Here is a 23,172-nt window from a genome sequence, read left to right on the forward strand (position 1 = left end):
CGATGACGACCGCAGGGAGCGGCAACGGCCATGAGCGGTGAGGGACGTCCGGACGTCGAGCTCGACCTGAGCGAGTGCGAGAACCTGCGGCTGGGGATCGTGGCGACCCGGTGGCACGCGAAGATCACCGGCGCGCTGCTGGAGAACGCGCTGAAGACGGCGCGCGAGGCGAAGCTGAACGAGGAACCGACGGTGGTGCGTGTCGCCGGTGCGATCGAGCTGCCGGTGGTGGCGCAGGCGCTGGCCCGCACGCACGATGCGGTGGTCGCGCTCGGCGTGGTGATCCGCGGCGGCACGCCGCACTTCGAGTACGTGTGCGACGCGGTGACGGCCGGGCTGACCCGGGTCGCGCTGGACGAGGGCACGCCGATCGGCAACGGCGTGCTGACCTGCGACACCGAGCAGCAGGCGCTGGACCGCGCCGGGCTGCCCGGATCGGCGGAGGACAAGGGCCGCGAGGCGACGCAGGCGGCGCTGGACGCGGCGCACGTGCTGCGGTCGCTGCGGCAGCCGTGGACGGATCGGAAGTTCGTGTGAGCGTGGCCGTGGCGAACCAGACCGGGCCGGTGGTGTTCCGGCCGCACCGCGCGACGTGGATGTCGTCGGCCCTGGCCGTCGTGCTCGTCGCGGCCTTCGTGGTGGTGGCGATCCTGCTGCGCAGCTCCAGCACCGGTGTCATCTTCGAGCGCTCCGACCAGGTCGCCATGGTGTTCATCGGCCTGCTCCTGGGCGGGGCGACGATGCTGTTCGCCACCCCGCGGGTGCGGGCGGACGCCGAGGGGGTCTCGGTGCGCAACGTCCTGGTGGGGCGGCGGTTCACCTGGCTGGAGGTCCTGTCGGTCAGCTTCCCGGACGGCGCGTCGTTCGCCCGCCTGGAGCTGCCCGAGGACGAGTACTACGCGATGCTCGCCATCCAGGCAGTGGACCGCGATCGCGCCGTCGACGCGGTGCGCACCCTGCGGCGGCTGCACCAGGCCGCGTGGGCGCAGCGGGACTGAGCGCCGGCGTGTTGGCCGTCCCCGCCGGCGTGTTCGCCGTTCGTGGCGCCGTGTTGGCCGCTTGAGGCAGTGTGTCGGCTGTTCGCGACGCTGAGTTGGCTGCTTGCGACAGCCAACCCAGCGCGTCCGGCGGTGAACACGGTGCCCGGAACGGCAAACACGGTGCCCGGGGCGGTGGACACGGCGCCGGGAGTGTGGCGGGGGCGGGTTATACCGTCAGGTCCACGACCACCGGGGCGTGGTCGGACGTGCCCTTGCCCTTGCGCGCCTCGCGGTCCACGTAGGCGTCGCTGACCGCACCGGTGAACTTCGCCGACCCGTAGACGAGGTCGATCCGCATCCCGTTGTTCTTCGGGAACGCCAGCTGCCGGTAGTCCCAGTAGGTGTAGGGCGTGTCGTACTTCAGCGCGCGCGGCACCACGTCGCTCAGGCCGGCTTCGCGCAGCGCCGCCAGCGCCGCCCGCTCCGCCTCCGTCACGTGCGTCATGCCGTCGAACAGCGTGATGTCCCAGACGTCGTCGTCGGCCGGGGCGATGTTGAAGTCGCCCAGCACCGCGAACGGGCGGTCGGCCGCGGCCTCGGCCGCCACCGTCGCCCGCAGCGCCTCGAGCCACCGCAGTTTGTACGCGTAGTGCGGGTGCGAGGGCTCGCGCCCGTTCGGTACGTACACCGACCACAACCGCACCCCGCCGCACGTCGCGCCGATCGCGCGCGGCTCGGACGCGCCGTCGAACGCCGGCTCGCCGTCCAGCCCGCGCCGGACGTCGGCCAGCCCGACCCGGGACAGGATCGCCACGCCGTTCCACCGGCCGGTCCCGTACGCCGCCACCTCGTAGCCGGCCTGCGCCACCTCGGCCGGGAACGCCTCCGTGGCGCACTTGAGCTCCTGCAGGCACACCACGTCCGGCTGGGCCGTGCCGAGCCAGGACAGCAGCCGCGGCAGCCGCGCGGTGACGGAGTTGACGTTCCAGGTGGCGATGCGCATGATCGGAAGAATCGCATACCGGCAGGGGCCGTCCGCGCCCGGCAGGAGGGGTGTCTCGGACTGTCGGAGGGGAGCCATAGGCTGGAGGCGTGGCTGACCCGTCCACCTACCGTCCCGCGCCGGGGAGCATCCCGGACGAGCCCGGCGTCTACAAGTTCCGCGACGCGAACCGGCGGGTTATCTACGTCGGCAAGGCCAAGAGCCTGCGCAGCCGGCTGAACTCCTACTTCGCCGACCTGTCCGGGCTGCACCCGCGCACGCGGCAGATGGTGACCACCGCGGCCGGCGTGGAGTGGACCGTCGTCTCCACCGAGGTCGAGGCGCTCCAGCTGGAGTACAACTGGATCAAGGAGTTCGACCCGCGGTTCAACGTCCGCTACCGCGACGACAAGTCCTACCCGGTGCTGGCGGTGACGCTGCACGAGGAGTTCCCGCGGTTGCACGTCTACCGCGGCCCGCGCAAGAAGGGCGTGCGTTACTTCGGCCCGTACGCGCACGCGTGGGCGATCCGGGAGACGCTCGACCTGCTGCTGCGCGTGTTCCCGGCCCGGACCTGTTCCACCGGGGTGTTCCGCCGCCACGGCCAGATCGGCCGGCCGTGCCTGCTCGGCTACATCGACAAGTGCTCCGCGCCGTGCGTGGGCAGGGTGAGCGCCGAGGAGCACCGGCAGATCGTGGACGACTTCTGCGATTTCCTCTCCGGCCGCACCGACGCCATGGTGCGCAGGCTGGAGCGGGAGATGGCCGACGCGGCGGAGGCGCTGGAGTTCGAGAAGGCCGCCCGGCTGCGCGACGACATCGGCGCGCTGCGGCGGGCGATGGAGAAGCAGGCCGTGGTGCTCGGCGACGGCACGGACGCCGACCTGGTCGCGTTCGCCCACGACGAGCTGGAGGCCGCCGTCCAGGTCTTCCACGTGCGCGGCGGCCGGGTGCGCGGCCAGCGCGGCTGGGTGATCGACAAGGCCGACGAGATGGGCGTGCCCGAGCTCGTCGAGCAGTTCCTCACCCAGTTCTACGGCGAACAGGTGGAGCTCGCCGATCAGGGCACCGACCTGGGCACGCCGGTGCCGCGCGAGGTGCTGGTGCCGGAGCTGCCCGCCGATCCGGGCGCGATGAGCGAGTGGCTGTCCGGGTTGCGCGGTTCCCGCGTCCAGCTGCGGGTGCCGCAGCGCGGTGACAAGCGCGCGCTGGCCGAGACGGTGCAGCGCAACGCCGAGGAAGCGTTCGCCCAGCACAAGCTGCGCCGCGCGGGTGATCTGACGGCGCGCTCCGCCGCGCTGGCCGAGCTGCAGGAGCACCTCGCGCTGGACAGCGCGCCGCTGCGCATCGAGTGCGTCGACATCAGCCACACGCAGGGCACCGACGTGGTCGCCTCGCTCGTGGTGTTCGAGGACGGTGTGCCGCGCAAGGCCGAGTACCGCCGGTTCGCGTTGCGCGAGGCCGCGACCGAGGGCGACGTCGCCGCCATCGCGGAGGTCGTGCGGCGCCGCTTCGCCCGCTACCAGACCGAGACGCAGGAGGGCCTGGCCGGTGACAAGCCGGGCCTCGACCCGGAGACCGGGCGGCCGCGCAAGTTCGCCTACCCGCCGAACCTGCTCGTGGTCGACGGCGCCGGCCCGCAGGCGACGGCGGCGGCGGACGTGCTCGCGGAGATGGGCATCACCGACATCGCCGTGGTCGGTCTGGCCAAGCGGCTGGAGGAGGTGTGGCTGCCCGGGGATCCGGACCCGGTGATCCTGCCGCGCACCTCCGAGGCCCTGTACCTGTTGCAGCGGGTGCGGGACGAGGCGCACCGGTTCGCGATCGCCTACCACCGGCAGAAGCGGGCCAAGCGCGTGCAGGTGTCCGCTTTGGACGGAGTGCCGGGGCTGGGACAGGCGCGGCGGGCCGCGCTCATCAAGCACTTCGGCTCGGTGAAGCGGCTGAAGGAAGCAGGGGTGGACGAGATCGCGCAGGTGCCTGGCGTGGGGAAGCGCACCGCCGAGGCGATCGTCGCCGCGTTGGCCTCACTTGGGGAGTCGGAGAAGAAGTGACGGGAGAGACGATGGCCGAGGAGCGGGGCACCGGCATGGAGGTGGCCGTGGTGACCGGGCTGTCCGGTGCCGGCCGCAGCACCGCCGCGAAGTGCCTGGAGGATCTGGGCTGGTTCGTGGTGGACAACCTGCCGCCCGAGCTGATCGCGACGATGGTCGAGCTGGGGGCGCAGGCCCGGGGCGCGATCACGAAGGTCGCGGTGGTGATGGACGTCCGCTCGCGCGCGTTCACCGACGACCTGTCGTCGATCATCAAGGACCTCGACGCGCGCGGCTACAAGCCGCGGGTGCTGTTCCTGGAGGCGACCGACGCGGTGCTGGTGCGCCGGTTCGAGCAGGTGCGCCGCGGCCACCCGCTGCAGGGCGACGGGCGGCTCATCGACGGCATCACCGCGGAACGCCAGATGCTCGCGCCGCTGCGCGAGGAGGCCGACCTGGTGCTGGAGACGTCCGCGTTGTCGGTGCACGACCTGCGTGCGAAGATCGAGGACGCGTTCGGCAGCGAGGCGGCCATGCAGACCCGGGTGACCGTGCTGTCGTTCGGCTACAAGTACGGCCTGCCGATGGACGCCGATCTGGTGATGGACGTCCGCTTCCTGCCCAACCCGTTCTGGATCCCGGAGTTGCGCGACCACACCGGCCTGGACGCCGAGGTGCGCAACTACGTGCTGTCGCAGGAGGGCGCCGAGGAGTTCCTGGACCGCTACCACCAGCTGCTGCGCCTGATCGGCGCCGGCTACCGGCGGGAGGGCAAGCGCTATCTGACGCTGGCGGTGGGCTGCACCGGCGGCAAGCACCGCAGTGTGGCGATCTCCGAGGAACTGTCCCGCCTGTTGTCCAATGAGGACGGAATGGCCGTGAAGGTCGTGCACCGGGACCTGGGACGCGAGTGACGCCGGGGTTGCGAGCCGTCGCGCTGGGCGGCGGCCACGGGCTGCACGCGACGCTGACCGCGCTGCGGCGGCTGACCACGGACGTGACCGCGGTGGTCACGGTCGCCGACGACGGCGGCTCGTCCGGGCGGCTGCGCCGGGAGCTGGGCCTGCTGCCGCCCGGGGATCTGCGGCAGGCGCTGGCCGCGCTGACGGTCGCCGAGCAGGGCGAGTCGCTGTGGGCGGAGGTGTTCCAGCACCGCTTCGGCGGCAGTGGCGCGCTGACCGGGCACGCGGTCGGCAACCTGTTGCTGGCCGGGCTGTTCGAGGTGCTGGGCGATCCGGTGGCCGCGCTGGACGAGGCGCGCCGCCTGCTGGGGGTGCCCGGCCGGGTGCTGCCGATGTCGCCCGAGCCGCTGGAGATCGAGGCGGAGGTGTCCGGGCTCGACGACGACGGGTCGCTGCGCCGCATCCGCGGCCAGGTCGCGGTGGCCAGCACACCCGGCCGGGTCGAGCGGATCACGCTGCGCACGCCGGGGCGGCCGGGTGGTGTGCCCGCGGCGTGCGAGGAGGCAGTGCGGGCCGTGCTGGACGCGGAGGCGGTGTTCCTCGGGCCGGGTTCGTGGTTCACCAGCGTGATCCCGCACCTGATGGTGCCGGGCCTGCATGATGCGCTGCTGCGCACCGCCGCGACCAAGATCGTGGTTCTCAACCTCGTACCTCAACCGGGTGAGACGGCGGGGTTCTCGCCCGAGCGGCACTTGGACGTACTCTTCCAGCACGCGCCCGGGTTGCGGGTGGACGCGGTGATCGCCGACCGGGACTCGGTGCCGGCACCGGGCCGCCTGCGGGACGCGGCGGCGGGGCTGGGGGCGAAGACGCTGCTGGCGGATGTGGCGGACCCCGGTCGCGAGGGTGTGCACGATCCGGATGCGCTGGCGAGCTGTGTGCGGGAAGCTCTCGGTCTCAGTGGGACCGCGGGCGGGAAAGGGTAGGGAGGGGCCATGGCGATGACCGCCGCCGTGAAGGACGAGCTCAGCAGGCTGCAGATCACCAAGATCGGGCCGCGCCGGTCGGAAGTCGCATCGATGCTGCGCTTCGCCGGTGGCCTGCACATCGTGGGGGGACGGGTGGTGGTGGAGGCGGAGCTCGACACGGGTTCGGTCGCGCGGCGCCTGCGCAAGGAGATCCACGAGCTGTACGGTCACCACTCGGACGTGCACGTGCTGTCCGCCGGCGGGCTGCGCAAGACGACCCGGTACATCGTCCGGGTGGTTCAGGACGGGGAGAGCCTGGCCCGGCAGACCGGGCTGATCGACCAGCGGGGTCGCCCGGTGCGCGGCCTGCCGGCCGCGGTGGTGTCCGGGGGCATCGCCGATGCGGAGGCCGCCTGGCGGGGCGCGTTCCTGGCGCACGGCTCGTTGACCGAGCCGGGCCGGTCGTCGTCGCTGGAGGTGACCTGTCCCGGCCCGGAGGCGGCACTGGCGCTCGTGGGGGCGGCCCGGCGGATGGGTATCCAGGCGAAGTCGCGCGAGGTCCGGGGCGCCGACCGGGTGGTGGTGCGCGACGGTGACGCGATCGGCGCCCTGCTGACCCGGCTGGGCGCCCACGCGAGCGTGCTGCAGTGGGAGGAGCGGCGCATGCGCCGCGAGGTCCGGGCGACGGCCAACCGCCTGGCAAACTTCGACGACGCCAACCTGCGCCGCTCGGCCCGCGCCGCGGTCGCGGCGGCCGCCCGGGTGGAACGGGCACTCGACATCCTGGCGGACTCGGCGCCGGAACACCTGCTGGCGGCCGGCCGGCTCCGGCTGGAGAACCGGCAGGCCTCGCTGGAGGAACTGGGTCAGCTGGCCGACCCGCCGATGACGAAGGACGCGGTCGCCGGCCGCATCCGGCGGTTGCTGGCCATGGCCGACAAGCGCGCGAAGGAACTGAACATCCCGGACACCGAGAGCGCGGTGACGCCGGACATGCTCGAAGAAAGCGTCTGACTCCGGAACGGGACCCGACCGCGGCCGCACGCGACGCGATCGCGGTCGGTCACCGCGGTTGCTCAGCCGAGCCAGGCGGCCTCCCGCGCCGGACGATCAGCGCCGGCGCGGGAGACCTGGTGGGTGGCCCGTCGGTTCCTGGGCGGGAAACCTCAGGTCAGCAACGATCGCACGGCTGCCGTCGCCACGGTGACCTCGGCCATCGCGGTGTGCGCGGGCGTTCCGCCCGGGCGGTGGCTGAGCACCACCACGATGTACCGGTCGCCATTGCCGACCACGCCGCTGGTGTGCACGTCGACGCCGCCGCGGCCGGCTGCCCAGCCCTGTTTGATCGCCCGCGGCATGCCGGGCAGCGCGTCCGGGATGCCGAAGAACTGGTCCGTGCCGTCGGCCGCCACCCGTTCCGCGTCGCGGAGCGGGTCGAGGATCAGGCGGCGCTGGCCGTCCGGCAGGGCGAGCACCGCCTGGTACACCGTCACCATGTCCGACGCCGACAGCAATGTGTCGCCCCAGCGGCTCGAGTCGGCCGGCGGCTCGGTCGCCGTCAGGCGGAGCGATTGCACGACGCGGCGGACGATGTCCGGTCCGCCGCCCGACTGCCACAGCGCACTGGCGATCGCGTCGTCGCTGGCGGCCAGCATCCGGGCGATCCGCGGGCTCGGCCGCTCGCTGGTCACCTTGCCGCGCTGCACCAGGTCCAGTGCGATGAGCACCTTCACCAGCGAAGCCGACCGGAACCGGACCGCGGGGCCCTCCGCGCGCAGGATCCGGTTCTGCGTGCGGTCGTAGACGAGCACGCTGGTGGCCGACTCGTCGGCGCCCACCGTCATCGAGGAGGTGCTGCCGGTGCCGCGGACCAGGAAGGCGGTCCCCAGGGCGACCGCGATCACGACGACGGCGGTGACGAGGAGGGCGACCGGGCCACGACGGCGTGCCCTCAGCTGCACGGTCGGCGCCGTGTGGACAGACATGCCGATCAGCATCGGGCAGGAATGTCCGGGTCCGATCGCCGCCATGTCATGGATTCGCTACCAAGTCGCGGTAGCTCGTGACCACCCGCCATAATCGCAGCGTGGCGAGTGTGCTGTTGATCGAGGACGACCCGGCCGTCCGGGAAGGACTGTGCCTTGGCCTGCGCCGGCACGGTCACGACGTGGAACCGGCGCCGGACGGGGAACGCGGAATGTCCCTGCTCGCCGCCCGCCGACCGGACCTCGTGCTGCTCGATCTGATGCTGCCCGGGATCGACGGGTTCGAGGTGTGCCGCCGCATCCGCGCGACCGGTCCCGTCCCGATCATCATGCTCACCGCCCGGGGTGACGACATCGACGTGGTGGGCGGCCTCGAAGCCGGGGCCGACGACTACGTGGTCAAACCGGTGCAGCCGCGCGTGCTGGACGCGCGCATCAAAGCCGTGCTGCGCCGCGGCGGCGTGGCCGGTCACGACCGCGAACAGCACGGCGACCTGGTGATCGACCGGGCCGCCTGCGAGGTCACGAAGAAGGGAAACCTGGTCCGCCTGACCCCGACCGAGTTGCGGCTGCTGCTGGAGCTCTCCCGGGTGCCCGGCCGCGTGCTCAGCCGCCAGCAGCTGCTGGAACTGGTGTGGGACCACGACTACCTCGGCGACTCGCGGCTCGTCGACGCCTGTGTGCAGCGGCTGCGCGCGAAGCTGGAGGACCGGCCCGCCGCGCCGGTCTACGTGCGCACCGTGCGCGGGTTCGGCTACCGGTTCGGTCCACTGTGATCAGACGAATCCTGGGGGTGCTGCGGGGAATCCGCGCCCGCCTGGTGCTGATCATCAGCCTCGTCGCGGTGGTCGCGACCGCCGGTGCGACCGGCATCAACTACGTCAGCGCACGGCGCACGGTGCTCGCGGCGGCCCAGGACCGGCTGATGAACCAGCTGCGCCAGGACGTCGACGCCCTCGCCCCCACCGTGCGGATGCCGCCCGACCGGACCACCCTCGACGAGCTCAAAACCGTCATCCGCGGATTGTCCGTCTTCGTCCGCTACCGCGATATCGGCTCGTCCGACTACTCCTCCCCGTCTTCGTTCCCGCTCGGGACTCCGATCCCGCCCGAGCTGGTGTACCGCGTCCACACCGAGGGGCGGTTGGTCTTCCAGCGCATCTCCGACGGCGACATCGGCCCGGCGCTGGTGGTCGGCATGCCCGTGATGACGGTCGGCACGGACTTCCGCCCGGTGCCGTCCGGACTCGAGGTGTACGCCGAGTACCCGCTGTTCCAGGAACAGCGGCAGATCAGCGAGTTCGCGCTCAACGGCTGGCGCACGGCGGCTGTGGTGGTGCCCCTGGCGGTGATCCTCGCGTGGCTGGCCGCGGGTGCGGTGCTCCGGCCGGTCCGGAGCCTGCGCGACGGCGCCCGGGACCTGGCGCACGGACGGCTGTCCACCCGGCTGCCGGAACGCGGCGGCGACGAGCTGGCCGAGCTGGCGCGCACCTTCAACGAGTCCGCCGCGAGCCTGGAACAGTCCGTGGGGGACCTGCGGCGGATGGAGGCCGACGCGCGCCGGTTCGTCGCGGACGTCTCGCACGAGTTGCGCACCCCGCTCGCGGCCATGACCGCCGTGACCGAGGTGCTCGACGAGGAGGGGGCGCGCCTGCCGGGTGACGCCGGCACCGCGGCCCGGCTGATCGGCGAGGAGACCCGCAAACTGACCCGGCTCGTGGACGATCTCATCGAGATCTCCCGCTTCGACAACGGCCGTGCCCGGATGGACCGGCGGGAGGCCGACCTGGGCGAGCTGATCGCGGCGACCTTGCGCACCCGTCAGTGGACGGACCGGGTCGAGGCCGCGCTGCCGGCCGGGATCACCGCCCCGGTGGACGCGCGACGATTCGACGTCATCGTGGCGAACCTGGTCGGCAATGCGCTGCGCCACGGCGCCCCGCCGGTGCGGGTGCGGCTGAGCAGCTCGGGCCCGGCCGCCCTCGTCGAGGTCACCGACCACGGACCGGGCCTGGCCGAGGACGTGCTGCCGCACGTGTTCGACCGGTTCTACAAGGCCGACAGCGCACGGACGAGGTCGGAGGGCAGCGGGCTGGGTTTGTCGATCGCGCACAACAATGCCGCCCTGCACGGGGGCACGCTCGAAGCGGGCAACCGGCCGGATGGTGGGGCGCGGTTCCTGTTGCGACTGCCCCGGGCGGTGGCGTCGTGATGCGGTGGGTCGCGCTGCTGCTCGTGCTGGTGCTCGCCGGGTGCGGCGTCCGGCCGACAGGGCCGGTCGGGGCGGGGCAGGGGCCGATCGGGGTGGCGCCCGGGCCGATCCTGTACTTCCTGCGCGCGGGGGCCACGACACCGGTGCTGCGGCAGACCGGTCATCTGGGCACCGTGCGGGAAGCGGTCGCCCTGCTCCTGGCTGGTCCGACCCCGCAGGAGCGGGGTTTGGACTACTACACCGCCATCGGACCCGCAGTGGCCTCCGCCACGTCCGTCGGGCCGGTGCGGGACGGCGTGGTCACAGTGGACTTCACCATGCCCTTGGAGTACGTCGGGCAAGAGGCGAAGGCCCAGATCGCGTGCACCGTGATCGCGGTGAACGCCCAGCTCGGTGCCAGTGCCCGCAAGCTGCTCGTCCGGTTCCGCAGCGTTCCGGGCGTCACGCAGTTGACCGGCCCGGACGCCGTTCCCGGGGCGGCCGGGCCGTCCGCACAAGAGCCGTACGTCCAGGTTGCGCCCCGGGGCTGCTCGGCCATGCCCAGGTGAGGAGCCGCCGGGGCTCAGGTCGCGTCGTGGAAGACGAGGCCCAGCGTGTGGCGGATGCCGCTGCGGACGGTGCTGACGCCGTGCCGCACCGGTGCCGCCGACCAGCCCCGCGACGAGCGCACCGGGCGGTCCCGCGTGGTGAAGATCAGCGCGTGTCCCTGCGGCAGCACGGTCACCGTGCCGCGGGACTGGGCCCGTGGTCGCTGCTCGACCAGCAGGAACTCGCCGCCGGTGTGGTCGGTGCCGGGTGCGTCGAGGCCGATCACGACCTGCAGCGGGAACACCAGCTCGCCGTAGAGGTCGCGGTGCAGCGCGTTCCAGTCACCGGCCCGGTAGCGCAGCAGGATCGGGGTCGGGCGGGTCTGGCCGGCCCGGTGGCAGCGGTCCAGCCACGTCGCCAGGTCGTCCGGCCAGGGCGCGTCCCAGCCGAGCTTGGCGGCCCAGTCCCGCGCGACCGGCAGCAGGCGCGGGTAGAACGCCTCGCGCAGCCGGGCCACCGGATCCGGCAGCGGGTGGTCGAAGTAGCGGTACTGCCCGGAGCCGAAGCGGAAGCGCGCCATGTCGATCGTGGACCGGAACCGGCCGGGGTCGTCGTACAGCGCCGCCAGCTCGCGGCATTCGGCCGGGCTCAGGATCGGGGGCGTGAGCGCGCAGCCGAGGTCGTTCAGGTCCCGGGTGAGAGCCGGCCAGTCCAGGCCGGCGAGGTCGGTGGTCCGCACGTCCGCGAGTGTGCGCCGGTTCGCGGGCGGGGGCTGGCGGAAATCGGCCGGGGAGCCCGCCGGACGGCGATCCCCGCTGCCGGCGGCGTGGGATCATGACCGGCATGGCGAGCGAAGGACCAACCACGGAGGAGGCCGTGCGCACCGCGTTGCTGCTCCTGCCGCGGCTGGTGGGGCGCGCCAAGAAGATCCCGGTCCCGGAGTCGCTGCGCGGGTTCTCCCTCGCCCCGCGGCACCTGTCGCTGCTGTCCTACCTGCTCTTCGACGGGCCGATGACGGTCAACGAGCTGGCCGCGCGTCTGGAGGTCGCGCCCACCACGGTCAGCCTGATGGTCGGCGACCTCAGCCGCCGCGGCATCCTCACGCGCACCGAGGACGAGCAGGACCGGCGCCGCACCATCGTGAGCATCGCCGCGGCCTACCACGCGGATGTGGAGGGCTGGCTCGCCACCGGCGCACGTGCCTGGCGCACCGCGCTGGAGCCGCTCACGCCCGCACAGCGGCGGATGTTCCTCGACACGCTGCGCGCCTACGAGCGTGAAGTCGAGCAGGAGCGGGGTCCCGGGTAGTCTGGCCCGCTGTGCGTGACTCGGACCTGATCAGCGGGGGGCTGGTGGACGAGGGCCTGGCCCGGCGGCTCAAGGCGCTCGCCTGCACCGCGCCCCTGCACGACCTGGACGCGCGCAAGGCGAAGCTGGACTGGGCCGACGCGACCGTCTACCAGATGGCCGAGATCGCGCTGCACACCATCGACCTGGTCACCATCGCGATGGACTTCGACACGGGCGCCGACCACGACGACGTGGTGCGCCGACTGCAACCGTTCGTCGCTGCGCAGGCCCCGCAGCGCCCCGCCGAGGAGCACCTGCGGGTCGCGCGCTGGGTGCTGGACAACCTGATCAACGTCGGCACCACCGACCGCGGTTTCCGCCGGGTCTACGGCAGCGTGGACGCGCACGGCCGCTACCGGCGCCGCGCGTTCGACTTCAAGCTGCTCGTCGAACTGGCGGCCCCGGACGGTGAGGTGTACCTGCGCGCCAGCGACGAGGCGATCAACGTGCTGGTCGGCGCGCTGGACACGGACGTGGAGTCCGCGCAGATCGCGGCCGAGGTCAAGCTGGAGAACCTGATCAGCCGCGGCCGGCTGGCCGACGCGAAGCTCGCCGCCGAGCAGGCCCGCTACCGCACCGTCCAGTACGGCGAGACGCTGCGGGCCAAGCTCGACGCGACCCGCCGGGATGTGCGTGCGGTGGACTGGGACCGGGAGATGCCGGAGCTGCTGGACTCGGCGCTGACCCACATCGAATCCCGGTTCCGGGCCGAGAACGCGATCCTGCGCAACATCACCGCGGCCCGGGACGAGGCCGAGGACGTCGACCACAAGCGCCGCGCCGCCGAGCTGGTCGACATCGTCAGCGACTGCATCAGCCGCCACACCCGGTTGCAGGCGCGGTTGCAGGCCGCCGGTGCGGTGTTCCGGGCCGAACAGGACCGCCAGCAGTTCTCCGGTCCGCCGCAGCGCGCCACGGTCGACCTGTTCGGCCAGATCCTGGTGCCCGCGCTGGAACTGCCGATCGCCGATGCCGTCGCGCCGCTGGAGAAGTACTTCCACGCCGCGGCCGGGCTGACCGTGCCGACCGTGCCCGCGCTGCCGTCGCTGGTGTCGCTGCTGCTGCGGCCGGCCCCCGAGCGCGACAAGGTGGTGGGCGAGGTGCCCGAGCCGGAGCTCGTCCCGCCCGAGAGCCGCGACCACTACAGTGACGAGCAGTGGCGGCGCGCCGACGAGCTGCTGGACCTGCCCGAGGTGCCGCGGCGGCTGTCCGGCCTGCTGGCCGAGGCGCGCGAGCTCGACCCGCAGCTGCCGCGTCTGGTGGCACTGCGGGCGCTGCACTCCTACAGTCCCGAGGTGGGTGCGGCGATCCGGCAGGGGGACGACCGGGCGCTGCTCGCCGTCGACGACGGCACACCGCTGGCGGACGACGAGTTCGGCGGCGCCGACCTGCTGCTGAGCACGGTCCGGCTGGACCGCGACGTTCTGGACGAAGAGGGGGCGGCATGAGAACTGCGCGCAGGTCCGGATCATCCGGTGCCGTGCGGACCGCGTCCGGCGTGGAGGTGCCGGCATGACGCGTCCGGTCACCACCGGCGACGCGGAGAACGCGGCACGGCTGATCTCGTTCGGCATGCGGCCCAAACACCTGCCCGCGCGCGACGTCGTGTACGCGGACCTGGTCCGCCGCTACGGCGAGGACAGCGCGTTCAAGCAGCTGACCAACTCCGTCGCGGCCGGGCTGGGCCTGATGGTGCTCGGCGTGAGCAGCCAGGCCGGTGCGGTGCTGGCCGCCACCGACGAGTCGGTGTTCGAGGTCAGGATGGACAGCTACGCGCGGCAGAGCAAGATCCGCGAGCGCCGCGACACCGAGAAGGTGCTGCACGGCCTGGTCCACCTGGCCACCGCGGCCCTCGGTTACCCGCGCCCGGACGACCTGGCCAACGACACCTACATCGGCCGGGTCAGCGTCGACCAGGTCGACGGCGTGGTGCGCGAGGCGTGCCGGATCCTCGACGAGCGCGCGGCGAAGGCCGAGGCGAACAACGACCCGCTGTCCGACTCGCCGGAGCTGGAGCAGGCGTGGCGTGCCTACGCCCGCCGTCCCGAGGCCGCGGCCACCAAGGACGGCCGGCTGGCCGCGGACACCACGCGCGGCATGGTGTCGCGCGCGCTGCGGTTCCTGGCCGACCAGGGCTTCCTGGTGCAGGTCAGCGGTGAGCAGGGCGGCACGTACCGGACAACGCCGCGCTACCAGGTGCAGGTGCGGGAGCTGGCCGCGGACAGCGCTTTCGAGGAACTGCTGGCGCTCGGCGTGGTCGCGGTGTCCGACGGCGAGGGCACGCTGCGTCCGTCCGGTTCGGACACTCTGTAGGGGGAGATCGGTGTACGAGCTTTCGCGGGTGCGGCTGCACTCGGTCGGTCCGGCCGGCGCGCGCTACCAGGACGTGCTGCTCGACTTCAGCGGCGCCGGCCCGCTGGTGCAGGCGCCGGCGCAGGACGCGCTGTTCACCGCCGGGATCCACTCGGCCGAGGGTGGCCTGCCGCGGCGGCCGTCGCCGGCGAGCGTGCTGTTCCTGGAGAACGGCGGCGGTAAGTCGGTGCTGATCAAGCTGATCTTCTCGGTCATGCTGCCCGGGCGGCGCCAGGTGGTGGGCACGACCAGCACGCGCGTGCTGGAGAAGTTCGTCCTGGCCAAGGACGTCGCGCACGTCGTGCTGGAGTGGCAGCACACCGAGACCGGGCAGCGGGTGATCACCGGCAAGGTGTCGGAGTGGCGCGGGCACGTGACCTCCGGTGATCCCGCCAACCTGATCGATTCGTGGTACTGCTTCCGGCCCACCGCGTCGCTGGATCTGGAGTCGCTGCCGTTCACCGACGGCGGCCGCCTGCTCACCATGTCCGGGTTCGCCGAGCAGCTGGACCGCGCGCACAAGGCCGAGCCGGAGCTGGAGCTGTTCACCACCCGGCGCCACCACGAGTGGACCGAGCGGCTGGACGGCCTCGGCCTGGACACGGAGCTGTTCCGGTACCAGCGCGCGATGAACGCCGGCGAGGGTGAGGCGGCCGATGCGTTCGCCTTCACCTCCGACGAGGCGTTCGTGGAGTTCCTGCTGCGCGCGGTGATCCCCGAGGACGATCCGAAGGACCTCGCCGAGGTGGTGCAGACCTACGCGCACAACCTCGGCCGCCGCGGTGAGCTGATGAGCGAGCGCGAGTTCGTCGCCGGGGCGCTGGAGCTGCTCACCCCGCTCACCGAGGAGGAGTCGCTGGCCGCGGCCTCCCGCAAACTGGCTGCCCTCGCCCGCGAGGAGGCCTGCGAGCTGGCCGGTTCCGTCGTCGCCCGGCACCGGCTGGAGGCCGGGCGCCTCGACGGACTTCGGTCCTTTGTAGACGATGCCAGGGACGCGGAGAAGCTCGCCGAGGGCGACCACCGGCGCCGCGGCGCCGTCGTGACCGAGCTGCGCCGGGTCGTCGCGGAACTGCGGCTGGCCGCCGCCACCGCCGAGAAGGCCCGGCTCGACGAACAGCTGCGGCACGCCCGCGAGACGGCGGCCGCCTGGCGCGAGACCGGCACGGTGCTGGCACACGTCAACGCAGCCCGCAGGGCCGCCGACATCCGCGAGCTCGTCGGTGACCGTGAGCAGAGCGCGAAACCGGCTCTGGAGGCCAAGAACGCGGCGGCCACGGCACTGGCCCGCGGACTGCTCGCGCTGGCCCGGGAGGCCGGCGAACAGGCCGAGGCCGCCGAAGCGCGTGCCGTGGCCGCGCGGACCGGCGCCGCGGCCGCGCAGGACCAGCGGGACGAGGCCACCGCCACCGCCGCCGCGCACCGCGCCGAACTGGGCCAGCTGACCCGCCGCGTCGAGGAGGTGCGCGCGCGGGTGCAGCAGGCCGTCCGGGACGGGCTGCTCACCGATGGCACCCAGGTCGCCGCTGCCGCGCAGGAGGCCCGCACGCGCGGGGAGCAGGCCGTGGCGGAGCTGGCCGCGCGGGAGAGCGAACTGGAGGGTGTGGCCGAGGACCACGCCCAGGCCCAGCTCGCGCTGCACGCCGCGCAGCAGCGAGCCGCCGCCGCGCAGGCCCGCGCCGCACACGCGGCCGAGGAGCTGGCCAAGGCGCAGCGCCGCACCGGCAACCTCGCCGCGCACCCGCGGCTGCTGGAACTGCTCGGCGGTGACACCGTCCAGCTGGAGACCGACACCCCCGCGCTGCTGACCCGGTTGCGGGAGGCGCGGACAGCCGCGGAACGCGAGCAGACCGCGCTGCGCATGGCGGAGTCGGCCGACGAACGCGCGCTGGCCGCGCTCGGCTCCGGTGGGCTGCTGCCGGCGCCGCCGGAGGTCCAGTCCGCTTTGGACGTCCTGGAGGCGGCGGGCATCACCGCGTGGTCCGGGTGGCGGTATCTGTCCACCATGGACAGCGCAGGGCGGGAGCGGGTGCTGCGGGACCTGCCGCACCTGCTCGGCGGGGTACTGGTGAACGACCCGGCGCACCTGGACCGCGCCCGCCAGGTGCTCGCCGGTGCCAACCTGCTGCCGAGCGTGGTGCTGCCGGTCGGCACCACCGAGGCGGTGCGCGCCGGCGGCGCGGCGCCGGGTGTGGCGTTCCTGGTCCCGCCCAACCCCGCGATGTACGACGAGGAAGCCGCCGACACCGAGCGGCAGGCGATCGCCGCCCGGCACGCCCGCCGGCAGAAGCAGCTCGACGCGCTGGCGAGCGCCATCGGCGACGACGCGGCACTGGAGTGGAAGCTCACCACCTGGCGCGAGGACTACCCGCCCGGCGCGCTCGCCACGCTCGCCGAGGAGGCCGAAGCCGCGGCGACCGAGCAGACCGAGGCCGCGGCCGCCATCGCTGCGCAGGAACGCGCCCTGGCCGATCTGGGTGCGCGGCGGAACCGGTTGCGGGAGGCGATCCCAGCGTTGCGCGCCGGTGCCCGCACGAGCGAGGAGCGCGCCCGCAAGCTCAGTGAGCTGGCCGAGCGGGTCGCGTCGATTCCGCAGTGGACCGAGGCGGCCGGGCACGCGCAGGAGGTCGTCGCCCGCGCGGAGGCCGAGGCCGAACAGGCCGCGGCCCGCGCGGCGCGGCTGCGCGAGGAGGCCGCCGAGGAGCAGCGCACCGCGGACGGCCACCGCCGCACCGTGACCCAGGCGCGGGCCGAGCTGGCCGAGGTGCCCGGCGGGGGATCGGTGTCCGAGGACGAACCGGTGCCCGCCGAGCCGGTCGACGTGCTGCGCCGGACGTTCGCCGCGGCCGGCGACGCCTACGCCCGGGTCGAGGTCGGCAGCGACCTGCGGGCCGAACTGGACCAGGCCGAAAGCGCGGAGTCCGCCGCGCGGGCGGCGCTGGAGGCCGTGGACGCTGCGGTGCGGGAGCGCGCCGCGCGCCTGCTGGAAACGCCGGACGGCTCGAACGCCGCGACCAGGGCCGCGGCCCTGGCCCGCGCCGGGCGGGCCGTGTCGGCGCTGGAGGCCGAGCACGGCGAGGCGATCGGGCTCGTCGCGACCTGCAAGGCCGAGCTGGAGCAGCTGCCGAGGCAGAACGCGGTGCTGGAGACCCGGCCGCGCGACGTCGAGCACGGCCGTGCGCTGATCGACGACGCCGCGGAGGAGGTGTCGGCCGCCGCCCGGGCGCTGGAGGAGGCGCAGGCGCGGCGCGCGGAGGCCGAGCGTGCGCTGGCGGCGGCCACCGCGTCGGCCGCCGGGTTCGAGATGCTCGCCGGGTCGATGGCGCACCTGGTTCCCGGCGGTGAGCCGGACGGGGCGGTGAGCGTGTTCGACGGCGATGTGGAGGCCGCGCAAGCCCGCTACCGCAAGCTGAACACGACTCTGACCGACGCCGAGGCCGCGGTGGAGGGCGCCGAGAAGCGGGTGCGCGCGGCGGCGGACGCGCTCGCCCAGTACGCGACGGACAAGCGGTTCGAGAAGCTGACCAGCCCGGTGCGGCAGCAGATCGTGTCGGTGCGCCGGGACGACCTGCCGGCGCACGCGCGGGAGTGGGCGGCCGCGCTGAAGCCGCGGCTGCGGACGCTGACCGACGACCTGGCGCAGATCGACCGGCACCGGTCCGGGATCGTCGCCCGGCTGCAGGGGATGGTCGAGGGTGCGCTGCGGATGCTGCGCTCGGCGCAGCGGCTGTCGCGGCTGCCGGAGGGACTCGGCGGCTGGTCCGGCCAGGAGTTCCTGCGGATCCGGTTCGGCGACCCGGAGGAGCCGCAGCTGTCCGAGGCGCTCGGCCAGGTCGTGGACGAGGCCGCGACCGGGAAGACCGGCGACGGGCGCGACGTCAAACGGGACGGCATGTCGCTGGTGCTGCGGGGGGTGCGGGCGGCGGTGCCCAAGGGGTTCCGGGTGGACATCCTGAAGCCGGACTCGGTGCTGCGCACCGAACGCCAGCGGGTGTCGGAGATCCGGGACGTCTTCTCCGGCGGGCAGCAGCTCACCGCGGCGATCATCCTGTACTGCACGCTGGCCGCGCTGCGGGCGAACAACCGTGGCCGGGTCCGCAACCGGCACTCCGGGGTGCTGTTCCTGGACAACCCGATCGGCCGCGCGTCGGCCGGGTACCTGCTGGAGCTCCAGCGTGTGGTCGCCGAGGCGCTGGGTGTGCAGCTGATCTACACCACGGGCCTGTTCGACGCCGGAGCGCTGTCGGAGTTCCCGCTGATCGTCCGCCTGCGCAACGACGCCGACCTGCGGGCCGGCCGCAAGTACCTGTCGGTCGACGCGACGATCCGCAACCACCTCGACGACCTCGGGGAACCGGACGGCACCGCCCGCATCTCGGCGACCCGGCTGTTCGCCAGGCCGGGGGAGCAGGCGAGCGCCTGAGGCGGCCGCCCCGTTCCCCGGGTGGTCAGCCGCGGATCGCGGCCTGGTACGCGGCCAGTTCGCCGGCGTCGTCGATGCTGCCGTGGTGGTGGAACTGCGCCCAGCGGCCGTCCGCGTAGCGGAAGTACCGGCTGGTGCGGATCCGCAGCGGCACCTCACGGCCGTCGACGACGTACGAGCCGGTCTCCCGCCCGGCGAACAGCGCGTGGCCCTCGCCGGCGTACTCCACGATGTCGCCGAACGTCACCGTCACCAGCGCCGGGCCGTGGAACACCTTGTCGTACAGGGCGGTGATCTCCGGGCCGCCGCGCAGGATGCCGCCCAGCGGGTTGTTCAGCTGGGCCAGCGGATCGCCGGTCCACACCTGCGCGAACACGTCCGAATCGCGCTGGTTGAAGGCGAAGTAGAAGGTTTCCAGCGCGGCCAGCGCGCCTTCGATGCCGGGCGCGGTGGCCGCGTCCAGCCGGTTGCGCGAGTCCGGGCCGAAGGTGGCCGCGAGGCGTCGGGTCATGTCCGCTCCTGCCGTCTAGAGTGTTCGATGGAGGTCGATCACATGAGTGTACGACAAGATTCGAACACCGCGCGGGCGCGCGGGCTGACCCACGCCGATCCGAAAGACGTGTCCCTGCAGGACGCCCTGACCGCCGTCGCCGACCCGGTGCGCCGGGCCATCCTGCGCGAGCTGGCCGGGGTGCCGGACTGGACCAAGACGTGCGGCACCTTCGACCTGCCGGTCACCAAGGCCACCCGCAGCCACCACTTCGCGGTCCTGCGCGCGGCCGGCCTGATCGAACAACGCGACGCCGGCCCCCGGCGGCTCAACAGGCTGCGCCGCGCCGAGTTCGACGACGCCTTCCCCGGCCTGCTGGAGCTGGTGCTGACTAGTCCCGCCGACCGTTGAGCGCCAGCCCCGCGCCGAGCCCGATCATCACCAGCCCGCCGGTGCCGCCGACCAGTTCGAGCCGCCGCGGCGAGCGGGCGAACCACGCCCGCGCGGCGCCCGCGACCAGCGCCCACCCGCTGTCCGACACCAGCGCGACGACCGGCAGCGCGATCCCCAGCACCAGGATCTGCACCACCACCCCGCCGGCCGGGTAGTCGACGAACTGCGGCAGCACGGCCGCCAGGAACACGATCGACTTCGGGTTGGCGAAGCCCACCACGAACCCGTCGCGCAGCACCGCTGCCGTGCGGCCGGCGGTGGCCGGCACCGCGCCGGTGAGCGCCTCCGACAGCTTCCGGCGGTGCCGGATCGCCTGCACACCCAGGTAGACCAGGTAGGCCGCGCCGGCCAGCTTGATCACGGTGAACACGGTTGCCGAGGTCCGCACGAGCGCGCCCATCCCGAACGCCACCGCCACGACCTGGGTGTACACCCCTGCCGCGTTGCCGGCGACGGTCAGCAACGCGTCCCGGCGGCCCGCGGACAGCGCCCGGCTCACGGTGAACAGCACGCTCGGCCCGGGGACGATCACCATGACGAACACCAGCGCGGCGAAGGCGGCGAAGTGGCTCGGAGACACCATCTCCGGAGCATATCGGCACGTTCGCGCGGGTGACGAATGTTTATCCGCGGCGGATCGGGCCAATCCCCGGACGGTGACCGGATACCCGCCCAGTGTCCCGACCGAGCCCGACTACGGCCGGCTGTGGGCCGGCGGGGTGGCGACCGCGGTCGTCGCCGCGCTGGCGGCCGTCGTCGGCCTGCTGATCGCCCGCGGTCTGTTCGACGTCGCCGTCCTGGCCCCGAAGGGCAACGGCATCTGGGGCAACGCCAACACGCTCACCTACGCCCTGTGCGCGGCCGTCGCGGCGCTGCTGGCGACCGGGCTGATGCACCTGCTCAGCCTCGCCACCTCGGCGCCGGGGCAGTTCTTCACCTGGATCATGGTGCTGATCACCGCGATCGCGATCGTGCTGCCGCTGACGCTCACGGTGAAGACCGACGCCAAGGTCGCGACGGCGCTGATCAACCTCGCCATCGGGGCGGTGATCACCACGCTGGTGAGCACGGTGGCCGCCACCGCGCGCCGCCGTCGCCGCGACCGCGATGCGCCGGCGCCCACCGTCAAGTGGGACAACGGTCCGCACTACTACTCCTGAAAAGTGTCGGACCCCGGTGGTAGAACCACCGGGTGAGCAGGAAGCTGGGGAACGACCAGCGCCGGGCCCGGCTGGTGACCCGGCACCACCTCGCCGTGCCCGCGGACGGCCCGGAGCAGGTCGCCGAGAGTCTCGTCGCGCTGCACGCCACCGACCCGGCCACCGTGCACCTGTCGGTGCTCGCCCGCTGCGCGGCCGGCACGGCCGACGTGGAACGCGCCCTCTACGACGACCGCACGCTGGTGCGGATGCTCGGCATGCGGCGCACCATGTTCGTCGTCCCCGCCGCGCTCGTGCCGGTCGTGCAGGCCGCGTGCGCCGACGACATCGCCGTCCGGGAGCGCAAGCGGCTGGTCCAGCACCTGGCCACCGCCGATGTCGACGGCGACCCCGGCACCTGGCTCGCCGGGGTCGAGGAGGGCACCTACACCGCGCTGCGGGCCCGCGAGCCGGCGTTCGCCCAGCACATCGCCGACGGCGAGCCGCGGCTGCGCACCGAGATCGTGATGGCCGCCGGCAAGCCGTACGAGTCACGCGGCTACGTCACCAACCGGGTGCTGTTCCTGCTCGCCGCCGCCGGACGCATCGTGCGCGGCCGTCCGCGCGGCAGCTGGTTGTCCACCCAGTACGCCTGGTCCACCGCGGAGACCTGGCTGCCCGGGCTCGCACCGGTGGACGCCGGCACCGCCCGCGCCGAACTGGCCCGCCGCTGGCTGCGCGCCTTCGGCCCGGCGCCGGTCGCCGACCTCAAGTGGTGGACCGGCTGGAGCGCCGGCCAGGTGAAGAAGACGCTCACCGCGATCGGCCCGGTGGAGGTCGACCTGGACGGCGGTCCCGGCATCGCACTGCCCGGCGACGACGAACCGGTTCCCCGGCCGGAGCCGTCCGCGGCGTTGCTGCCCGCACTGGACCCCACCCCGATGGGCTGGCAGGAGCGCGGCTGGTTCCTGGGCGATCACCAGCCGCTGCTGTTCGACCGCACCGGCAACATCGGCCCGACGGTGTGGTGGGACGGCCGGGTGGTCGGCGGTTGGGCGCAGCGGCCGGACGGCGAGATCGCGATTCGTCTGCTGGCCGACATCGGCGCCGACGGAACCGCGGCCGTGCACGCGGCGGCCGCCCGGTTGCACGGCCGCCTCGGCGGTGCGGTGGTCATACCGAAGTTCCGCACTCCCGTCGAGCGAGATCTCTCATCTTGATCGTCCTCTTGATCGATTCCCCACGGTGGTGGACATCTCGCTAGGGTGTTCGGGTAGACGCAGGCCAGCACCGATAGGGTTGGCCTCGAGCCCGAAGATGTGTGCCCGGTTCCCGCGGGAGCCGGGACGAACCCGAGGAGAGAGCAGCAGTGACGGTTCGCGTAGGTGTGAACGGCTTCGGTCGGATCGGCCGCAACTTCTTCCGCGCCGTGCAGGCCGCGGGTCACGACATCGAGGTGGTCGCGTTCAACGACCTCGGTGACGTCGCCACCATGGCGCAGCTGCTCAAGTACGACAGCGTCCTGGGCCGCTACCCCGAGGAGGTCACGGTCGGCGACGACGGCATCGTCGTGGGCGGCAAGACCATCAAGGCCCTCGCCGAGCGCGACCCGGCCAACCTGCCCTGGGGCGACCTGGGCGTGGACGTCGTGGTCGAGTCCACCGGCTTCTTCACCAACGCCGACGCGGCGAAGGCCCACATCGCGGGTGGCGCCAAGAAGGTCATCATCTCGGCCCCGGCCAAGGGCGAGGACCTGACGGTCGTGCTGGGCGTGAACGACAACCTCTACGACGGCTCGCAGACGATCATCTCCAACGCGTCCTGCACCACCAACTGCCTCGGCCCGCTCGCCAAGGTCCTGCACGAGGCCTTCGGCATCGAAAAGGGCCTGATGACCACCATCCACGCCTACACGCAGGACCAGAACCTGCAGGACGGCCCGCACAAGGACCCGCGCCGCGCCCGCGCCGCCGCGCTGAACGTCGTGCCGACCTCCACCGGCGCCGCCAAGGCCATCGGCCTCGTCCTGCCCGAGCTCAACGGCAAGCTGGACGGCTACTCGCTGCGGGTGCCCGTGCCCACCGGCTCGATCACCGACCTCACCGTCGACCTGGCGAAGAAGGCCTCCGTCGAGGAGATCAACGCCGCCTACCGCGAGGCCGCCGAGGGCTCGCTGGCCGGCATCCTGCGTTACAGCGAGGACCCGATCGTCTCCAGCGACATCGTCAACGACCCGGCGTCCTGCATCTTCGACGCGCCGCTGACCAAGGTCATCGACAACCAGGTCAAGGTGTTCGGCTGGTACGACAACGAGTGGGGCTACTCCAACCGCCTCGCGGACCTGGTCAAGCTCGTCGGCTCGAAGCTCTCCTGAGGCC

General features: G+C 73.1%; 22 protein-coding genes. 17 read left to right on the plus strand and 5 right to left on the minus strand.

From position 1 onward, the window contains the following. The first annotated feature begins 30 nt into the window (after nt 1-30). Nucleotides 31-537, plus strand: a complete 507-nt coding sequence (ribH, locus tag FHX46_RS12480) for a 6,7-dimethyl-8-ribityllumazine synthase (RefSeq protein WP_167107907.1) — start codon at nt 31-33, stop codon at nt 535-537. After that, entirely contained in the window at nt 534-998 is a 465-nt protein-coding gene (locus FHX46_RS12485) for a PH domain-containing protein (RefSeq protein WP_167113488.1), read from the plus strand. Before ribH ends, FHX46_RS12485 begins: the two co-directional genes overlap by 4 nt. 208 nt (nt 999-1,206) lie before the next feature. On the opposite strand, the gene FHX46_RS12490 is transcribed toward FHX46_RS12485, so the two are convergent. Continuing rightward, nucleotides 1,207-1,983 carry an exodeoxyribonuclease III gene (locus FHX46_RS12490; protein WP_167113491.1) on the minus strand — a complete coding sequence of 259 codons (777 nt, stop codon included), beginning with the start codon at nt 1,981-1,983 and terminating at the stop codon, nt 1,207-1,209. Nucleotides 1,984-2,072: 89 nt separating this feature from the next. Here FHX46_RS12490 and uvrC point away from each other — a divergent pair, with 89 nt between their 5' ends. From uvrC to whiA, 4 genes are read left to right on the plus strand one after another with little or no spacing between them, the layout of a single operon-like run. Further along, entirely contained in the window at nt 2,073-4,016 is a 1,944-nt protein-coding gene (uvrC, locus tag FHX46_RS12495; RefSeq protein WP_167113493.1) for an excinuclease ABC subunit UvrC, read from the plus strand. Between the two features lie 35 nt (nt 4,017-4,051). Then, nucleotides 4,052-4,909 (plus strand): RNase adapter RapZ, encoded by an 858-nt coding sequence (gene rapZ, locus FHX46_RS12500; RefSeq protein WP_167109525.1) that lies wholly within the window; start codon nt 4,052-4,054, stop codon nt 4,907-4,909. Between the two features lie 8 nt (nt 4,910-4,917). Then, nucleotides 4,918-5,883 carry a gluconeogenesis factor YvcK family protein gene (locus FHX46_RS12505; protein ID WP_167121435.1) on the plus strand — a complete coding sequence of 322 codons (966 nt, stop codon included), beginning with the start codon at nt 4,918-4,920 and terminating at the stop codon, nt 5,881-5,883. A gap of 9 nt (nt 5,884-5,892) precedes the next feature. Further along, nucleotides 5,893-6,879 (plus strand): DNA-binding protein WhiA, encoded by a 987-nt coding sequence (gene whiA, locus FHX46_RS12510; RefSeq protein ID WP_167107919.1) that lies wholly within the window; start codon nt 5,893-5,895, stop codon nt 6,877-6,879. Between the two features lie 152 nt (nt 6,880-7,031). Here whiA and FHX46_RS12515 read toward each other — a convergent pair whose 3' ends face one another. Then, the gene (locus FHX46_RS12515; RefSeq protein WP_167113495.1) at nt 7,032-7,850 is read right to left on the minus strand and encodes a hypothetical protein; all 819 of its coding nucleotides are present in this window, start codon (nt 7,848-7,850) and stop codon (nt 7,032-7,034) included. Nucleotides 7,851-7,951: 101 nt separating this feature from the next. Between FHX46_RS12515 and FHX46_RS12520 the strand changes: the two genes are divergently transcribed. Genes FHX46_RS12520 through FHX46_RS12530 form a run of 3 tightly spaced genes read left to right on the plus strand, consistent with a single transcriptional unit; the run spans nt 7,952 to nt 10,610 of the window. Continuing rightward, nucleotides 7,952-8,626: a response regulator transcription factor gene (locus FHX46_RS12520; protein ID WP_167113497.1), complete on the plus strand. Its 675-nt coding sequence runs from the start codon at nt 7,952-7,954 to the stop codon at nt 8,624-8,626. Beyond that, on the plus strand, nt 8,623-10,062 hold the full coding sequence (locus FHX46_RS12525; RefSeq protein ID WP_313886113.1) for an ATP-binding protein: 1,440 nt from the start codon (nt 8,623-8,625) through the stop codon (nt 10,060-10,062). Before FHX46_RS12520 ends, FHX46_RS12525 begins: the two co-directional genes overlap by 4 nt. Then, complete coding sequence (locus tag FHX46_RS12530; protein WP_243871581.1) at nt 10,062-10,610, plus strand: GerMN domain-containing protein; 549 nt, start codon at nt 10,062-10,064, stop codon at nt 10,608-10,610. Before FHX46_RS12525 ends, FHX46_RS12530 begins: the two co-directional genes overlap by 1 nt. Before the next feature lie 14 nt (nt 10,611-10,624). On the opposite strand, the gene FHX46_RS12535 is transcribed toward FHX46_RS12530, so the two are convergent. Continuing rightward, a complete protein-coding gene (locus FHX46_RS12535; RefSeq protein WP_167107931.1) occupies nt 10,625-11,329 on the minus strand; it encodes a 2OG-Fe(II) oxygenase in 705 nt (234 codons plus the stop codon). A gap of 104 nt (nt 11,330-11,433) precedes the next feature. On the opposite strand from FHX46_RS12535, the gene FHX46_RS12540 reads away from it, so the two are divergent. The 4 genes from FHX46_RS12540 (at nt 11,434) to FHX46_RS12555 (ending at nt 18,712) form a co-directional block, all read left to right on the plus strand. Further along, nucleotides 11,434-11,898 (plus strand): MarR family winged helix-turn-helix transcriptional regulator, encoded by a 465-nt coding sequence (locus tag FHX46_RS12540; protein WP_167113501.1) that lies wholly within the window; start codon nt 11,434-11,436, stop codon nt 11,896-11,898. An 11-nt stretch (nt 11,899-11,909) separates the two neighbouring features. After that, the gene (locus FHX46_RS12545) at nt 11,910-13,388 is read left to right on the plus strand and encodes a hypothetical protein (protein WP_167113503.1); all 1,479 of its coding nucleotides are present in this window, start codon (nt 11,910-11,912) and stop codon (nt 13,386-13,388) included. 64 nt (nt 13,389-13,452) lie between these two features. Beyond that, nucleotides 13,453-14,253 (plus strand): hypothetical protein, encoded by an 801-nt coding sequence (locus tag FHX46_RS12550; RefSeq protein WP_167113505.1) that lies wholly within the window; start codon nt 13,453-13,455, stop codon nt 14,251-14,253. A gap of 10 nt (nt 14,254-14,263) precedes the next feature. Further along, nucleotides 14,264-18,712, plus strand: a complete 4,449-nt coding sequence (locus FHX46_RS12555) for a hypothetical protein (protein ID WP_167113507.1) — start codon at nt 14,264-14,266, stop codon at nt 18,710-18,712. Nucleotides 18,713-18,737: 25 nt separating this feature from the next. Here the strand turns inward: FHX46_RS12555 and FHX46_RS12560 are convergent, their stop codons facing one another. Further along, nucleotides 18,738-19,223, minus strand: a complete 486-nt coding sequence (locus FHX46_RS12560) for a YybH family protein (RefSeq protein ID WP_167113509.1) — start codon at nt 19,221-19,223, stop codon at nt 18,738-18,740. A 42-nt stretch (nt 19,224-19,265) separates the two neighbouring features. On the opposite strand from FHX46_RS12560, the gene FHX46_RS12565 reads away from it, so the two are divergent. Beyond that, on the plus strand, nt 19,266-19,613 hold the full coding sequence (locus FHX46_RS12565) for an ArsR/SmtB family transcription factor (RefSeq protein WP_167113511.1): 348 nt from the start codon (nt 19,266-19,268) through the stop codon (nt 19,611-19,613). On the opposite strand, the gene FHX46_RS12570 is transcribed toward FHX46_RS12565, so the two are convergent. Next, the gene (locus FHX46_RS12570; protein ID WP_167113513.1) at nt 19,594-20,238 is read right to left on the minus strand and encodes a LysE family translocator; all 645 of its coding nucleotides are present in this window, start codon (nt 20,236-20,238) and stop codon (nt 19,594-19,596) included. The genes FHX46_RS12565 and FHX46_RS12570 overlap by 20 nt on opposite strands. Nucleotides 20,239-20,311: 73 nt before the next feature. Between FHX46_RS12570 and FHX46_RS12575 the strand changes: the two genes are divergently transcribed. From FHX46_RS12575 to gap, 3 genes are all read left to right on the plus strand, one after another. Next, entirely contained in the window at nt 20,312-20,815 is a 504-nt protein-coding gene (locus tag FHX46_RS12575; protein WP_167113515.1) for a DUF6069 family protein, read from the plus strand. A gap of 32 nt (nt 20,816-20,847) precedes the next feature. Beyond that, nucleotides 20,848-22,014 carry a winged helix DNA-binding domain-containing protein gene (locus FHX46_RS12580; protein ID WP_167113517.1) on the plus strand — a complete coding sequence of 389 codons (1,167 nt, stop codon included), beginning with the start codon at nt 20,848-20,850 and terminating at the stop codon, nt 22,012-22,014. A gap of 149 nt (nt 22,015-22,163) precedes the next feature. Beyond that, nucleotides 22,164-23,168, plus strand: coding sequence for a type I glyceraldehyde-3-phosphate dehydrogenase (gap, locus tag FHX46_RS12585; protein ID WP_167113519.1), 1,005 nt, complete (start codon nt 22,164-22,166; stop codon nt 23,166-23,168). Nucleotides 23,169-23,172: the final 4 nt, after the last annotated feature.

The organism is Amycolatopsis viridis, assembly GCF_011758765.1.
In the GTDB taxonomy this organism is placed as follows: domain Bacteria; phylum Actinomycetota; class Actinomycetes; order Mycobacteriales; family Pseudonocardiaceae; genus Amycolatopsis_E; species Amycolatopsis_E viridis.